Source organism: Paenibacillus hubeiensis (assembly GCF_032334105.1).
Classification (GTDB): Bacteria; Bacillota; Bacilli; order Paenibacillales; family Paenibacillaceae; genus Paenibacillus; species Paenibacillus hubeiensis.
The window spans coordinates 24,876-39,781 of the sequence record NZ_JAVYAE020000012.1; the positions used below are offsets into that span (position 1 = coordinate 24,876).

General features: G+C 50.6%; 15 protein-coding genes. 4 read left to right on the forward strand and 11 right to left on the reverse strand.

Annotation, left to right across the window (positions count from 1 at the left end):
* Nucleotides 1-174: 174 nt before the first annotated feature.
* Together RSX24_RS24030 and RSX24_RS24035 are read left to right on the forward strand one after the other, a co-directional pair.
* A complete protein-coding gene (locus tag RSX24_RS24030) occupies nucleotides 175-582 on the forward strand; it encodes a YtxH domain-containing protein (protein WP_236420551.1) in 408 nt (135 codons plus the stop codon).
* Nucleotides 583-685: 103 nt separating this feature from the next.
* Nucleotides 686-1,057 carry a DUF5665 domain-containing protein gene (locus RSX24_RS24035; RefSeq protein WP_236420550.1) on the forward strand — a complete coding sequence of 124 codons (372 nt, stop codon included), beginning with the start codon at nucleotides 686-688 and terminating at the stop codon, nucleotides 1,055-1,057.
* A 26-nt stretch (nucleotides 1,058-1,083) separates the two neighbouring features.
* On the opposite strand, the gene RSX24_RS24040 is transcribed toward RSX24_RS24035, so the two are convergent.
* From RSX24_RS24040 to RSX24_RS24090, 11 genes are all read right to left on the reverse strand, one after another.
* Complete coding sequence (locus RSX24_RS24040; protein WP_236420549.1) at nucleotides 1,084-2,094, reverse strand: magnesium transporter CorA family protein; 1,011 nt, start codon at nucleotides 2,092-2,094, stop codon at nucleotides 1,084-1,086.
* A 129-nt stretch (nucleotides 2,095-2,223) separates the two neighbouring features.
* Complete coding sequence (locus RSX24_RS24045; protein WP_236420548.1) at nucleotides 2,224-2,994, reverse strand: sigma-70 family RNA polymerase sigma factor; 771 nt, start codon at nucleotides 2,992-2,994, stop codon at nucleotides 2,224-2,226.
* A complete protein-coding gene (rsbW, locus tag RSX24_RS24050; protein WP_236420547.1) occupies nucleotides 2,991-3,443 on the reverse strand; it encodes an anti-sigma B factor RsbW in 453 nt (150 codons plus the stop codon). The genes RSX24_RS24045 and rsbW overlap by 4 nt, the downstream gene beginning before the upstream one ends.
* A gap of 18 nt (nucleotides 3,444-3,461) precedes the next feature.
* Nucleotides 3,462-3,797, reverse strand: a complete 336-nt coding sequence (locus tag RSX24_RS24055) for an STAS domain-containing protein (RefSeq protein ID WP_236420546.1) — start codon at nucleotides 3,795-3,797, stop codon at nucleotides 3,462-3,464.
* Nucleotides 3,798-3,882: 85 nt separating this feature from the next.
* The gene (locus RSX24_RS24060; RefSeq protein ID WP_236420592.1) at nucleotides 3,883-5,559 is read right to left on the reverse strand and encodes a hybrid sensor histidine kinase/response regulator; all 1,677 of its coding nucleotides are present in this window, start codon (nucleotides 5,557-5,559) and stop codon (nucleotides 3,883-3,885) included.
* A 17-nt stretch (nucleotides 5,560-5,576) separates the two neighbouring features.
* Nucleotides 5,577-6,449, reverse strand: a complete 873-nt coding sequence (locus RSX24_RS24065) for a CheR family methyltransferase (RefSeq protein WP_236420545.1) — start codon at nucleotides 6,447-6,449, stop codon at nucleotides 5,577-5,579.
* Between the two features lie 73 nt (nucleotides 6,450-6,522).
* The gene (locus tag RSX24_RS24070; RefSeq protein ID WP_343261991.1) at nucleotides 6,523-10,263 is read right to left on the reverse strand and encodes a response regulator; all 3,741 of its coding nucleotides are present in this window, start codon (nucleotides 10,261-10,263) and stop codon (nucleotides 6,523-6,525) included.
* Nucleotides 10,260-11,432, reverse strand: coding sequence for a PP2C family protein-serine/threonine phosphatase (locus RSX24_RS24075; RefSeq protein WP_236420543.1), 1,173 nt, complete (start codon nucleotides 11,430-11,432; stop codon nucleotides 10,260-10,262). The genes RSX24_RS24070 and RSX24_RS24075 overlap by 4 nt, the downstream gene beginning before the upstream one ends.
* A gap of 376 nt (nucleotides 11,433-11,808) precedes the next feature.
* Nucleotides 11,809-12,153, reverse strand: a complete 345-nt coding sequence (locus RSX24_RS24080; RefSeq protein WP_236420542.1) for a YflT domain-containing protein — start codon at nucleotides 12,151-12,153, stop codon at nucleotides 11,809-11,811.
* A 280-nt stretch (nucleotides 12,154-12,433) separates the two neighbouring features.
* On the reverse strand, nucleotides 12,434-12,970 hold the full coding sequence (locus tag RSX24_RS24085) for a hypothetical protein (RefSeq protein WP_343261992.1): 537 nt from the start codon (nucleotides 12,968-12,970) through the stop codon (nucleotides 12,434-12,436).
* 63 nt (nucleotides 12,971-13,033) lie between these two features.
* Nucleotides 13,034-13,540, reverse strand: a complete 507-nt coding sequence (locus tag RSX24_RS24090) for a DUF948 domain-containing protein (RefSeq protein ID WP_339274662.1) — start codon at nucleotides 13,538-13,540, stop codon at nucleotides 13,034-13,036.
* A gap of 218 nt (nucleotides 13,541-13,758) precedes the next feature.
* Between RSX24_RS24090 and RSX24_RS24095 the strand changes: the two genes are divergently transcribed.
* Entirely contained in the window at nucleotides 13,759-13,929 is a 171-nt protein-coding gene (locus tag RSX24_RS24095; RefSeq protein ID WP_236420539.1) for a DUF1328 domain-containing protein, read from the forward strand.
* Between the two features lie 342 nt (nucleotides 13,930-14,271).
* Nucleotides 14,272-14,784, forward strand: coding sequence for a hypothetical protein (locus RSX24_RS24100; protein ID WP_236420538.1), 513 nt, complete (start codon nucleotides 14,272-14,274; stop codon nucleotides 14,782-14,784).
* Nucleotides 14,785-14,906 lie beyond the last annotated feature (122 nt).

The following is a 14,906-nucleotide window of genomic DNA, read 5'->3' on the forward strand; positions in this document are numbered from 1 at the left end:
TTCGCGGAGGAAGCCTATTTCAGGTAAAGGAGACTCCCTCCGGCTGTTTCATCCCGCCTTCCCCGTGTTTATATACGAGTAAGCCAACGTTGATAGACGATTCGTTGCAATGTCAGACAAGATTGGTTCGTCCCTTTAACGTTATCGTTCAATTTCGAAGAAGGAGTGATTGACATGAATAAAGCTGAAGAACAATATCCTGTACAGAGCGGTTCGACCTTTGCCAAAGGTTTGTTCATCGGGGGCCTGTTGGGCGCGGCGGCTGCGCTCCTGTTCGCGCCAAAACCAGGACGCGAGCTGCGCGGCGAACTCAGCGAAAAAGTCGGTATCGTGACCGACCGTACGAAGGAAGTTGCCGCGGTTGTCAGCGACAAGGCAACCGAGCTGGCCAAAACCGTTTCTTCCAAAACGTCGGACTTGGCCAAAACGGTCAGCCAAGGACGCGACGAGGTCATGGACTCCGTTCGCAAGGCTTCTGCCGACGTTGCCGAGGAAGCAACCAAAGCTACCAGCCAGGTGGCAGCCGCTGCGGAGGATGCGAAGGAAGATACGCGCAAGGAGCTTAATTCGACCAGCATGTAATAATCCTGGAACGAAAGCTACCTCAGCCAGCTGGACTCCAGCTGGCTTATTTCCGTTGCGGAATGCGAAGAAACGATTCGTTGTAGGATGAGGAGGATTAGCGATGAACAAAGTTACGATTAACGGAAAGGCTCCTCGCCATCAGGAGCCAGGCAACGCGCCACGGCTGTATGACACGGCAGATCACCCCTTTGAGCTGAGACATGAAGTCAAGAAGCTGAACACACGGTTGGACCAAATTGCGGACAGTCTCGAAAAGTCCCAGATCAAAGATATCATTGAAAACTACTCCAATCCGAAAAAACGCATCATCACCAATTTTACCGCCGGTTTATCCCGGGGGCTCGGGCTTACGCTCGGCACGTTTGTGTTTCTGGGTCTGCTTGGCTTGATCCTGAGCCAGTTTGTGAACATGCCGATTATCGGGCAATACATTGCCGATCTTCTCAGTTACATCGACGATTACAAAAAGTAATTGCAAACCTCCTGCTCCTCCCGACCTTAACGGCGTTTATCGGTATCCTCCGCCGTGGGCCGGGAGGATTCCCCTTTCAGCAAATCTCCCGTCCATCCTCTCATCATCATCCATCCGTACATCCCTGCCATGCTCGCCAAAATGAGCGCAATGATCAGAACGACTCCCCAAGTTTTATCGATGAAAGGCAAATTTTCAAAGTTCATGCCCCACACAGCTCCCGCTACGGTTGCCGGCGTGCAAACCGAAGTCACGATCGTCAGCGTTTTCATAATTTCATTTCCGCGTATGCCTGAAGCCGCATTGTCGATGGAAATCAAGGTGTCTATCTCCTTTTCGTAATGCTTGAACAGGCCATCCATTCGTTCGACCCGGTATGCCAATTGGCGAAAGAATCGACTCTCTTCCAGCTCCTCCAGAAAGGCCTCCCTGGATGCAGCGATCAACTCCGCAAAAGGGATAAAATGGTTGCTCCAATATAGCAGCTCAAAACGGGCAGCAAGGATCTGGTCCATTAAAGTTCGGTTGTTGCGCGATTCCATTTTGCGTTCCAACCCGCGCAGGTTCATTTCGAATTGATCCATCCCGACATGGTAATAATGCAGGATCGCCCTGAACAAAATGAACATGCCTTCCCGTGCATCCTTGGCTTGCTGCAGCATCGCTGCACGTTCGCCGGTGCACATGATTCCCCTGGTGTTATCGTCCAAATTGAGCGTAAACAGCCTGCCCCGATCCATATAAAAATACATTTGGTACTCCTGACGCTCGCTGGCTCTCTCATTCTTGACCGCATACAACAACGATCCGAAAATGACCGGTACTGTTCCATTCATGAAACGGACGGACAAATAGTTGGATTTTACTTCGGGAATTTTGCGCAGCCAGTGCTGCATCTCGGGATATATTTCAATGAGATCGTCCAATGCATCCCGCAAGCCGTCCTCGTCAGTAGCAACCCAATCCCACCACTCCCAGTTGTTCGAAAAAAATTGCCTGTCCCGCCTGAATTCCGGCTTTGCCTTCTCCTTGTTCATACAATCACTCCCGTATCGCATTCCTGTTCGTTCATCGGTTCCCAGCTCCAAAAAGGACACGCTTCCATGATGCGGAATGACGTGTCCTTTTTTATACCCTCCATCTCGCCAACTGTGCAAACGCTCTGGTCACAGCGGTGTGTTGGACATGATTTGTTTTAATTTTTCGGTCGCCCTCTTCTGGATCCGAGAGACGCTCATCTGGGATACACCCAGCTTCTGCGCAATGGCCCGCTGCGACTGTCCATCCTGGAATGCCAATATCAATACTTTCTGCTCCTGCTCTTTCAGTTGTCCCAGTGCCTGCTGCAGGTCCATGCGTTTCTCCACGGAATCGAAGTCATTGGCATCCGTGCTGATCAGTTCGCCCAACGTTGCCGCGCTCTCGTCTTGGGACAACGGGGAATCGAGAGATACATAGTGGTAACATTCCCGGCCTGCCAACACTTCGATGGTTTCCTCGGGAGACAAATCGAGATACTCCGCAATTTCCTCCACGCTTGGCGATCGCTCCATCTTGACGGTCAACTCATCGATTGCATGTTGGACCAAGGCACCTTTCTCCTTAATCCGCCTTGGAACCTGGATGTACCACGACTTGTCCCGCAAATAGTTTTTCATGTGCCCGATCATGCTCTTCATGGCATACGGTTCGAAAGGCACGCCCAAATTGATATCGTATTGCTGCAGCAACCGAATTAAAGCCATTTGTCCCGTCTGATACAGATCCTCATACAGATCAGGGCGGTTTCGCGCGATTTTTCCGGCCGCCATTTTGACCATCGGTTCGTATTTGCGGACAAGGACGGTTGCGATCTCGTTATCCTTGGTCTGCTGATATTCCCAGATCAAACCGACGGATTCAGACATGGACTCTGGAGGAGTCACTTTTTCGCTCATACTTTCTCCTCACTTCTTGCAAGGCGTTTGACAAGGATGACCTTGGTGCCTTTCCCCGCTTCGCTTTCCACGCTTACGTCATCCATTAGGGCCTGCATCAAATAAAAGCCGAGGCCCCCTACCTGAGCATCCTCCAGATGCGTGTTGTGAAGGCCTGCGCGCGAAACAGCCGGGTTTACGTGAGTAAAGCTTTCTCCTTCGTCTTTGACCGTTATGGCCAGCTTTTCCTGATCCACTTCAAACACAACTTCGACCATGCCGCCCTCATGCGCGTAGGCATACAATACGGAATTGTTGCACGCCTCGGATACGGCTACCTTCATATCTTCAATATCCTCGTACGAGAAACCCATTTTGGACGCCACGCCATAAAGATTCAACCTTACGATATCAACATACTCAGCCGTCGCAGGCAAATTTAAAGTAATTCTCTGAACTTCTGCATTCATTCCTTTTTCGATCCTTTCCTATTGGAGATTCTTCTGGGAAACAAAGAACTTGGCAATGCCCGTCATATCGAACAGCTTCTGAATCTGCGTCGGAACGTCCCGTACCTCGAAACAACCTTTGCCGTGCCGTGCCTTCAATACCGATAACAGGATACCGATCCCCGTACTGTCGATGTAGTTCAAATCTTTCATGTTGATGATCAAGTCCTGATCCTGGTTCACGACCAGCGGTTCCATCACCAGGCGAAATTCAGGAGCAACCGACAAATCCAGTTCACCCGTCAAATAAACGGTGCATACGCCATCCTGTATCTCGGTTCTTGCATTAAATTTCTCGTTTTTATTTGTATTCATTAGACATCTCTCTCCTGATTAATGGTTTCCTTACCTAATAACCGAATTGCGGCCGGATGAAACAACCTGTCCAATGGAAAACAATTCAATTCGCTTGGTTCATCGCCGATGCGGCTGTTTCGATCTTCAAACGTTGTTCCTGAAATCGGGACAGCTTCGTTCTCACGCTCCCCAGTTTGACAGGCTTGCTGATATAATCGTCCATGCCGGCATTGAAACAGCGCTGCTGAACTCCTTCCATCACGTTGGCCGTCATGGCAATGATGATCGGCTGTTTATCCCGTGGCACCGTTTCCCGGATCCTTCGGGTGCATTCCAGCCCGTCCATAACAGGCATCTGCAGATCCATGAAAACGTAGTCGTATCGGGGAGAAGCCTGAATCATGTCCAGCGCCTTCTGCCCATTCTCGGCCACTTCGGATCGCAGGCCTATTTTACTGAGCATAACGGACATCAACTTCAAATTGATCGGATGGTCGTCGACGATGAGCACAGCGGGATGCATCTCATCCTTTCGTACATCTTCCATCCGGTCTTCGCCGCCTGCCACGAACGATTCGTCTTCTTCATAACGACGCGCGCTAATCGTGAATACGAACGTAGCTCCCCGTTTCTCGGCCGTGTCCAGATAGCGGATGCTGCCGCCCATCATTTCTACCAGCGTTTTGCAAATGGCAAGGCCAAGTCCCGTCCCCCCATATTTGCGCGTCATAGACGTATCCAGCTGCGAAAAAGGTTGGAAGAGCAGCTCGGCCTTATTCGGTGCTATGCCGATTCCAGTATCCTTCACTGCAAACTCCAGCGTAATCCCTTGGTCTGACTCTTCATTGACTGACACGATGAGGTAGATGCCGCCTTGATCGGTGAATTTGACCGCATTGGCGATGAGATTCATCAACACCTGGCGAAGCCGGGCCATATCGCCTTGAATCAGTTTGGGTACGGCGTCGTCTATGAAGTAATCCAGCTCCAGATTTTTTTTGCCGGCTTCCGCAGTGAAAAATTCAAACACTTCGCGCACGCAGGAAAGCAGCTCGAACGGGTGCTCCTCCAGCTCCATTTTGCCGGAATCCATTTTCGTAAAATCAAGAATGTCATTGATGACGGTGACGAGGGTGTCGGCGCTGCGCCGTATAATCCCCGCATATTCCTTCTGATCTTCCTTCAACTCGGTTTCCATCAACAGATCCACCATGCCAATGACTCCGTTCATGGGGGTGCGAATTTCATGGCTCATCATCGCGAGGAATTCCGTTTTGGCTTTCGCGGCGATTTCAGCCTCCTCTTTGGCGCGAACCAGCTCTTGGTTCATTTGTTCGAGTTCCATCGTTTTCTGGTGCAGCAGCATCGTCTGTGTTTTCAACCTTTTGTTCGAAATGAACATTTCTACGAATCCGTCAATTTTGGACTTCAAAATTTGCGGGATGAACGGCTTCACCATGTAATCGATCGCTCCGGCAGAGTACCCTGCAAACAGATGCTCGGCTTCCCTGCTGTTGGCGGAAATGAAAATAATCGGCACATCCTTGGATTTATCCCTGGCTTTAATCAGCCGGGCCGTCTCGATCCCGTCCATCCCAGGCATCTGCACATCGAGCACGATGACCGCGAATTCGTCCTTTAGCAAGCAGCGAAGGGCTTCTTCTCCGGAAGTTGCCTTAACCAGGCTATACCGCTCCGACTCCAGAACCGCCTCCAGCGCGAGCAAATTCTCGGGGCGGTCATCTACCAATAAGATATGGATTGGTTCTTTGAGCCCCATCGTCAAAACCTAACCCCCTATTTTATCTTCCGATATATTTTTTCTGTTCGGTCCAACGGCTCGTAGGCCTCGCTGAATTCCGTGAAATGCACGGACTCCTTGGAACCCAAAACAAGAATGCCGAAATGGCTCAGGCTTTCGTGAAACAACCCGTGCACGCGATTCCGCAATTCATCGTTGAAGTAGATCATGACGTTCCGGCAAAAAATGACGTTAAACTCGTTAAACGAGCGGTCCGTCGCCAAGTTGTGTTCGGCGAATATGATGTTTTTCCGCAAGAACGGGTGGAACATGACCGAATTGTATTTGGCCGTATAATACTCGGAGAAAACCCCTGTCCCGCCGGCCTCCAAATAATTCGTCGTATACAGCTTCATTTTTTCAATCCCGTATACTCCTTCCTTAGCCTGCTGCAAGGAGCGGTCGTTCATGTCCGTAGCATAAATTCTGGCCTTGTCGTACAGTCCTTCCTCATGCAGCATGATGGCCATGGAATATACTTCTTCTCCCGTCGAACACCCCGCATGCCATATCCGGATATATGGATACGTGCGCAGCACGGGAATGATCTGTTCGCGGAACAGCCGGAACAATGACGGATCTCGAAACATTTCGGTTACAGGAATGGACAGGGTATGGACGAACCGATCGAACGAGGAACGGTCATGGAGAATGCGTTCCTGCAACCCCGATATCGTTCCGACGCCCTCGGCATGGGCATAATGCCATATTCTTCGTTTGAGGGATGGCAGCGCGTAATTTCTGAAATCGTATCCGTACAATCGGTGCATCCCTTCCAGCAGCAGCTGGATTTCGATCAGTTCCCGCTCTTCTTCCTGAGGCATATTTGAAGGGCCCGTTTCCTTCTCCCTTGATTCCCACGATGTCATAATTTTTCTCCACTTCTATGTTTATGGTTGCACGTCATGGTACTGTTGTTTCTTCATTACCCCGTCCTGAGGCCTACGAATACAACCATACCCGCATTAATGACAATAATTGATCGGTCTGGATCGGTTTTTTCACATAATCGGAAGCCCCTGCCTCGATGCATTTGCCGCGGTCGTCCTTCATGGCTTTGGCCGTAAGGGCAATGATCGGCAGCTTCTCGAATCTCGGCATCTGGCGGATTCGCGTCATCGCTTCATAGCCGTCCATTTCCGGCATCATCATGTCCATCAGGACCAGGTCGATGTCTGGATTGGCTTCCAGAATGTCCAAGGCCTCCCGTCCGTTTTCGGCGAAAATGACCTCCATCCGATAGCCTTCGAGAACGCTGGAAAGCGCGAACACATTGCGGATATCGTCATCGACCAGCAATATTTTTTTGCCTTCGAACAATGTCTCCTTGTTATGCAGCTTCTGCAGAATCTTGCGTTTGTCTTCCGGCAGATTGGCCTCGACCCGATGCAAGAACAGCGTTGTCTCATCCAACAGCCGTTCCGGCGATTTCACGTCCTTGATAATAATCGATTCGGCGTATTTGCGAAGTCTCGTCTCTTCTTTGGTATCCAGATCTTTTCCCGTATAAATAATGATCGGCAGGTCATTCAGACCTTCATCGTCCCGAATTCGATCCAGCAGCTCAAAGCCGGTCATGTCGGTCAGCATCAAATCAAGCACCATGCAGTCGTACCGTTGACCATGGAGTTCATTCAACGCATCCTGCCCGGTGGAAACGGCCGTGATCGCTACATCGTCATGACCGATCAGCTCGATGATTGACTTCCGCTGCACCTCGTCGTCCTCAACGATCAGCAATCGTTTCAATTGTTGTTCCGTATAGGATTCAATATGGGAAAAAGCTTTATCCAGCGCTTCCTTGCTCGAAGGTTTTCGCAGGTAAGCAATGGCTCCCATCATTAAACCTTGTTTGACATCATCGATGACGGAAATGACATGTACCGGAATATGTCTTGTTGCGGAATTGCTTTTCAGCTCTCCCAGAATGGACCAGCCGTCCATAATCGGCAATTGTATGTCCAGAATGATGGCGTCCGGCAAATAGTGACGGGCCATTTCGAGCCCTTTGTCCCCCTGCAGCGCGACGATCGCCTTGAATCCGCGTCCTCTCGCCATATCCATCAAAATATGAGCAAATTTCACATCATCCTCGATGATCAGCAATACCTTGTCGCCTGCCGTGATATGCTGTTGATCATCGTCGATGGCCGTCTCGGCTGGCGGGTGTGGAACGTTCCTGCTGATGACAGGGCTTCCTTGTGTCCCCATCAGGCGGTTGTCCACGTTGTTCATCGCGGAGGTCCGGTGCTCGAAAAGCCTTGTTTCGCTTTCCCCCGCCTCCTGTAACGCACTCTCGGCGGAAGGCGCTGCCTCAGCCAATGCCCGATGATCAATCGACTCTGCATTGTTGTCGGGAAGATACAGCGTAAAGGCGCTGCCAACGCCTTCCGCAGATTCCACCTTGATGGCTCCGCCCAGCAAACGCGCCAGTTCCCGGCTGATGGATAGCCCAAGTCCCGTGCCGCCGTATTTGCGGCTTGTAGTGCCGTCCACTTGCTGGAAAGCTTCGAAGATCAGGTCGGTCTTGTCCGGTGCGATGCCGATCCCTGTATCCTGCACGGTGAAGCTGACGTAATCTTGGTTCGCGTTCAAATATTCCGGAATTTCTCCGGCTTTCAGTTTTTTGGCGATCAGACTGACTTGGCCGCGATTGGTGAACTTGAAGGCATTCGACAGCAGATTCCGCAAAATTTGTTTCACGCGATGGCCGTCCGTATAAATCCAATCCGGCAGATTGGCGTCGAATTCGACGTTCAATCCGAGTTCCTTTTTGCTCGCGACCGGCCCGAAATTTTGTTTGGTGAACAGGGCCAAATCCTCCATGTGGACGGTCTCGTAGTTGATATCCATTTTGCCGGCATCCACTTTGGACAGATCCAGTATTTCATCGATCATCTTGAGCAAGTCCGCACCGGACATGTATATCGTATGTGCATATTCCCGCTGCTTTTCGGTCAGATTGCCGTCCTTGTTCTCGGACAACAACTGCGACAAGATGAGCAAACTGTTTAACGGGGTGCGAAGCTCGTGCGACATGTTTGCCAAAAACTCGGATTTGTACTTGCTTGTCATCGACAATTGCATCGCTTGCTGCTCCAGCTGCACCTTGGTCTGTTCGATCTCGTCGTTTTTCTCTTCCACTTCCCGAACCTGCTCTTCCAGCGCGCGCGTCTTGGCAATCAGTTCGGTATTAAAGTGCTCCAGCTCTTCCTGCTGCCGCTGCAGCAGCTCCTCCGAACGTTTCAGCGCGGCCGCCTGTTCCTCCAGGTTTTCGTTCGATCGGCGCAATTCCTCTTGCTGGGTCTGCAATTCCTCGGATTGCACCTGCAGTTCCTCGGTCAACGCCTGGGACTCGCGCAGCAGTTCTTCGACCCGCAGCCTTCTGCGGACGTTATTCAGGATAACTCCCAGATTGGAAACGAGCTGCGTGAACAGATTTTTTTGAAGGTCGCTAAAACCGTTAAAGGAAGCCAGTTCCACCACCCCGATCAATTCATCCTCAAACACGATGGGATGGATCATGATGCTTGTTGCTTGGGAATGGCCGGTCGCCGACGTGATGCGCACGTAATCCCCCGGGGCTTCTTCAAGCTGGATCGGCCGTTCGTCCAAAGCCACCTGACCAATGAGCCCTTCGCCGATCCGGTACGCTTTTTTGCCTGCTTCGCTCGTTTCTTCAAGCGCATAGACTCCGTAACGCCGGATTTCGTCGGGATGTTTCTCCTCGTCTATCAAATAAACGGCACCTGCCTGGGCACCGAGAACCGGGGCGAATTCGCTGATAAACATCTGCGAGATCTGGCGGATGGATCCGATGCCGCGCAGCAGCTCGGGAACCCTCGCGATGTTTGAGTTCGTCCAGTTCAAATCCTTCTGGGCCTGTAAATAGGCTTTCTCCACTTCCAGCTTCTCTTCCAGATCGCCGGATACGGCCTTGAGCACTTCGGCGACCTGGCCGATCTCGTCGCTGGATTTCACCCGAATGCGCCGGACCGTCCGGTAATGCCCCTTGCCCAAACTGGCGATCATCATATTAACGGTATTGAGGCCTTTGGTTATGCTGGGCAGCACCCAAAGGATAACTCCCAGAGCCAGCAGCAAACCGGCGATCGTAATCCCCGACGTGATCTGGACCGCGCGGGTATACTGTTCATTGGCCTGCGTAATTTGCGTATCAATCTCCTGATCCTGGTACCGGGAGAGGGCATTCATGCTGTCCATTGCTTCTTGCTGGACCTGCAGCCCGGTCGTATTGCGATATTGGTTCGCTTCCTCCACGCGTCCTTGGGACAACAGGTTGATCTGCCTTTCGGCGTACTTCTCGAACGCGTTCCAAGCCTCCTCCACCCGGTCGACCAGTTGGTGCTCATACGCACTGCCTGCCCGTTCACGCACTTGCGCAAGAAACCGTTCGGCGTCCTCCACCATTCCACCCAGCTGATTGTTGGCCGTACTAACCGAATTGCTAGGGTTGAGCAGCAAATTCGCCAGCACTTTGGCCACTTCGTTCACTTCGCCTCTTATCCCGGTCGAATACCTTACTTTCAGATAACGCTCTTGGTACATCTGGTCCAACTGCTGGTTGCTGTTGTGCAACCGTTCATAACTGACAAACGTCAACACGATCAAAATGGCCATAAGAGCGGTGAATCCGATCAGCAATTTGTTCCTGATTTTCATTCTGTCTCCGCTCCTTTATTTTTCAATGTGATCCATACCAGGCATTTGTCGTCGTCCCGCTCGGGCGGAGCTTCGGTTTCGAAAAACAAGGATTGCATGGCCGGCTCATCCCATTGGTGCGCACCCTTTAGGCGGGTTTTGAGAAACTCAAGCTGTGTGTCCTGGTCTCCCTGTACCGTCTCCAGCAGCCCGTCCGTATATAAAGCGATATGCCCTTCCCCCTCGTAATGGACCGTCTGCGGGTCAATTTCCATCTTGTCGAACAAGCCCACAGGGCAGCATACGCTGTCGAACGTATCCACAGTCCCGTCTTCCCGGAAAAAAAGCGCCGGCGGATGCCCTGCATTCACGTAATCGATCCGCTTCATCCGCGTATCCACGACCAGATAGATCGCGGTAAAATAGTACTGCACAAGCTGTTTTTCCAAATGCAGTTGATTGAATCTTCGGTTCAGCTCTTGAATGACTTTTTCCGGATCCACATACGTCGTTACGGTATCTTTTAACACGGATGCGATAAACATCGTAAACAAGGACGATGAGATGCCGTGCCCCATCATGTCCAGAAGCAGCACGCCGTAACGTCCTTCTCCCAACGGGTACCAGGAGTACAAATCTCCCGCCAGCTCGAACGAAGGTTTGTAGATCGCATTGACGTGAAATAAAGGATCTTCGATCGCAGGGCTCAAAACAGCATTCTGGACCATCGCTGCCAGCTTCAGCTCATCCTGAATTCGCTGATCGCGCTCCTTGTGCCAGTCCTTCTCCTGCTTCAACCGCAGCGCAAGCCGGATGCGGGCCATCAATTCGACTTTGTTAATAGGCTTGGTTACATAGTCGGACGCCCCGGCGTCAAGCGCTTCGGCCAGCTTTTTGGAATCGCCGATCGCGGTGACCATAATAATCGGAATATCTTTCAGATTATCGTATTTTTGCATGATCCGGCATGCCTCGATGCCATCGATCTCGGGCATCATCATATCCAGCAAAATCAGGTCGATATCCGATGGTTTGGAACGAATCTCGCCTCTCTCTTCGCCAATTCCCAGCACGTCGAACATTTCCATGGCGGAACTTGCGGCAACGACGTCACGATAATTCTCTTTTTTCAAAATCTCTCGAATGATGATGATATTTGTCGGATTGTCGTCAACAATAAGTATGCTCATTAGGATCTCCTTATCTGTGGCGTTCCGTATTTGTCGTTTCGAATCAGGTTATGCAAAGGTCCAAAACATGCATGATTCCACATTTTTCGGGATGGTCAACATAACATTTCCTACTATAACCATAAGCCAAAATGAAGGAAAGTGCATGGAGTGAAACGTTGCCAATCAACATTTTCCAGTCAAAAGAGTGCTTCTATGGAGCAGCTCTTCTCTCTCTATTAATGATATTTTGCGCTATCATGGGCCGCAACCCATATACTCGCAAAAACATAGCTAAGGAATGAGGATACCCCCATTCCTTAGCTATGTTTTTGATAAAGTCCGCTGCAATACCGCTAACAAACTTATGTTTACGTATCGATGCGGCAGAGCGATCCTACTCTTCCTTTTTAGCGATGACGAGCACCTTGCCTTTGTCCAGCTCGCTCTCGTAGAAGTCGGCCTCTGCTTGGGTGAAGCCCATCGACTCGATTTTCGCTCGAAGTTCATCGCCCCGGGATCTGAACAGATTGGCAATGGAGTCAAACAGACCTTCTTGCTTCATGCCGATTTCTTTGGCGTCCGCCGTATCGGCAATGCGGTCCGTGCGGTCCTCTTCATGGGCGAGAACGAAGATTTGATCAGCAAGGTAGCCGGCGCGCTGCAGTTCTTTCACTGCTTCTACCGCTTGAACTCCGTTTTCCACCACTTTGGCATATGCTTTTGCGTTGGTTGAATTCATCGTTTCCACTCTCCTCTGAACATCTTCATTTTCGGCCTCTAAGTTGAACCAATGATTTTTACACGGAGTTACTACGTGGTCAGAACCATCTTCCGATCGCTGTTATCCCCAGATTTTTTGAATCCCCTTATTTAAGGGGAACATCCGGTGATAAATGCGAACGCTTTGCTTCTCCAGATTCTTTTTGCCCTCTCCGTTAACGTGTAAATGTCTAGTTCAACATATATAGTATATAAACATGCCATCTTGTATTGAAACATATCATTCGATTCCAAAAAAATCAGGTAACGGATTCATCAAATAAATCAATGCCCATGATGCGTTCAGTTCCGGGAGCCATATACACTTTTAACGCCCGGTCTCCCCGCACAAACACCTCGCCGTCCTGCGCCTTGAAATAGGGCTGCCCCAGAGCATTCCGAATGGAGTCGATATCCATGTCAATCCATTGTTGATTTAGCATGAAGCGCTTCATGCGGCCTTCGACATGGATGTATTGAATGACATCCTCGTCCTGGCACACCCCGATGCGGGCATCCTCAAAATCAAATTCCGGGCAACCCAGATAAGGATCGTCCAAGCGTTTCAGCGGTTGTCCCTTTCGGGCCATGACGTCGGCCAGTCCGTAATCCAGCGAGATGCCGTTCAACGTCCTGAACGACCCGAACTGCCCGGACCTTTCATCCGCAACGGTAACAACCTCTGTCACCTGCGGCTCCACTGCCGTCCATGACGTTTCGGGGGCAACCGGAAGAGCTGCCACCTGAACGGAAAAGGGAGAAATCACGCCAAACATCAGAAGCATCAGTTTCATCATTATTCTCACCCTCCATCGGTTTCGCTGGTTCACCGTCCTGACGAGTTACCCGAAATCAAAAATTTATTTTCTTATGCGCTGCCATATGCTTGCTGCAAGGTCGACGTATTTGAGCCACTCCTTACCGCCCTTTGCCCCTTGGTTATATGTAGCATCATAACTGTTCACCGTCCGGTCGACAGGCGTTGATGGCTGCTGGGCGGGATGCACGACGGACTTTTGTTCCCGTTCCTTCTCTGCGCGCTTGGTTTGAAACCGCGAAATCATCGTGGTCGACACCTGCTTTGCCGCAGCACTGACTTCATTCAATACGTCTCCCAGGTTTTGCACCGACTCCATGACCGGATCGATCTGCTTCATTTTGTGCTGTACGTCCGCAGTGATGTCATTGGCATGCCTTACCGTTTGTTTTACCTCGTAGCTCAACTCATCAATCGTTGTTCGTACCTCTTGCAGCGTTTGCGAGACATTGTCAAGCGAAGCCTGAGCGGACTTCAATGTACGAATCAGAAAAAACACAAGCACAGCAAATGCCACGGCAATGATCGCCACGCTAATTTGGTAGATCATAATCCAACCTCTCTTTCCTAATTGCATATCGATTTGTTAATGCTTTAGTTACCCGGCCGTTTCTGCGGCGAAACAATGGCATACGGCCGTTTCTTATCACATCTGCCGCTGCTCGCGTCGTGTGATTCAAGCGCTCTGGGCCCGGTTAAAGACAACTACACAAGGGCAGGGAGAGACTAAACGGCCCTTCCCATTCCAAAATGAAAGGATGATGACTTATGCTGAAATGGTCGGTCGTTTTTCTGATTATTGCTCTGATTGCAGGCATTTTCGGTTTCTTCGGCATCGTTGAAGCTGCAGCTTCCATTGCCAAGGTCCTGTTCTTCGTTTTCGTGGTATTGTTCATCATTTCCCTGATTACGGGACGAAGCGGCATGCGACGAAGCTAAACGGAATACCCGTTTCACTCGCTGTTCATTGTACGCACAAGGCCTGCCATGCTTGGAAAAGCGGCAGGCTTTTGCTGTGCTGCTTCATATGTATTTCCCTCCTTTTCGCTCTATTCCGCTGCCGCTGACCCCATTTGCAAATAGGACCTTTTTGTCATAGCCATCCCGGTTTTATGCCTCTCTGGTACGATAAAGATTCGGACCCACTTCTACCCAAATTTGACCAAAATGACTCTAGAGAATAAAAGAAAGTATTGCTAAAATTGTGATTCACAGGTGACCTTGCTTGGTTACTTTTATCACAGACAACATACTACATATCTAACCGAGGAGGAGTAACAAATGAAAAAAATCGTAAGTTTCGCTGCTGCCCTGACGCTGATGGGTTCCATGGCTGCCGCTGCGGGTGCCGAGGAAGCGGTTACCGGCACAACGACTCCGACAAGTTCCGAAGCAACGACTTCCCCTGCGATTGAGGTGAATGCCCCTGTCGTGGAAACGATCCAAGGCACCGTCGAAACGGCTCCGGGCTCACAAACCGCTTCCGAAGAAAGCGAGGGTGTAACCGGCCAAACTGCGGAGGGTACAACAACGGAAGCATCCACGTCTACGACAGACAAAATGTTCGACGAACCACTTGTTAAACCCGGCGACGAGGTTCAAGCGCCTACGATGCTGCTGAAGCTTCTGGAGCGCACATGGTTCTATGACGCCCCTAATGGCAAGCCGATCGGAGCGTTGGGCACCCAAATTGTCGACACCACAGGCGAAGTCGTGAATGGGTTCGACGGCGGCGAATGGGTTCAGATTTACACATGGAAAGGAAAAGGCTGGATTCACGTCTCCATTCAATAGTATCGTATTATCGTTGGAACGATAAGTCAAAAAGAGGATAGCCGCGAATGCGGCTATCCTCTTTTTTCATCATGTATGCGAACCCCATGAAAAAGGGGTTTCAGTTATAGTAAACATCGCTT

Bases quoted from the DNA above. Each gene is read 5' to 3' on its own strand.
- RSX24_RS24035 (WP_236420550.1), top strand. From the start codon at position 686: ATGAACAAAGTTACGATTAACGGAAAGGCTCCTCGCCATCAGGAGCCA.
- rsbW (WP_236420547.1), bottom strand. From the start codon at position 3,443: ATGAATGCAGAAGTTCAGAGAATTACTTTAAATTTGCCTGCGACGGCT.
- RSX24_RS24100 (WP_236420538.1), top strand. From the start codon at position 14,272: ATGAAAAAAATCGTAAGTTTCGCTGCTGCCCTGACGCTGATGGGTTCC.
- RSX24_RS24060 (WP_236420592.1), bottom strand. From the start codon at position 5,559: ATGGGGCTCAAAGAACCAATCCATATCTTATTGGTAGATGACCGCCCC.
- RSX24_RS24090 (WP_339274662.1), bottom strand. From the start codon at position 13,540: ATGATCTACCAAATTAGCGTGGCGATCATTGCCGTGGCATTTGCTGTG.
- RSX24_RS24065 (WP_236420545.1), bottom strand. From the start codon at position 6,449: ATGACATCGTGGGAATCAAGGGAGAAGGAAACGGGCCCTTCAAATATG.
- RSX24_RS24045 (WP_236420548.1), bottom strand. From the start codon at position 2,994: ATGAGCGAAAAAGTGACTCCTCCAGAGTCCATGTCTGAATCCGTCGGT.
- RSX24_RS24070 (WP_343261991.1), bottom strand. From the start codon at position 10,263: ATGAAAATCAGGAACAAATTGCTGATCGGATTCACCGCTCTTATGGCC.
- RSX24_RS24040 (WP_236420549.1), bottom strand. From the start codon at position 2,094: ATGAACAAGGAGAAGGCAAAGCCGGAATTCAGGCGGGACAGGCAATTT.
- RSX24_RS24085 (WP_343261992.1), bottom strand. From the start codon at position 12,970: ATGATGAAACTGATGCTTCTGATGTTTGGCGTGATTTCTCCCTTTTCC.
- RSX24_RS24030 (WP_236420551.1), top strand. From the start codon at position 175: ATGAATAAAGCTGAAGAACAATATCCTGTACAGAGCGGTTCGACCTTT.
- RSX24_RS24080 (WP_236420542.1), bottom strand. From the start codon at position 12,153: ATGAATTCAACCAACGCAAAAGCATATGCCAAAGTGGTGGAAAACGGA.
- RSX24_RS24095 (WP_236420539.1), top strand. From the start codon at position 13,759: ATGCTGAAATGGTCGGTCGTTTTTCTGATTATTGCTCTGATTGCAGGC.
- RSX24_RS24075 (WP_236420543.1), bottom strand. From the start codon at position 11,432: ATGAGCATACTTATTGTTGACGACAATCCGACAAATATCATCATCATT.
- RSX24_RS24055 (WP_236420546.1), bottom strand. From the start codon at position 3,797: ATGAATACAAATAAAAACGAGAAATTTAATGCAAGAACCGAGATACAG.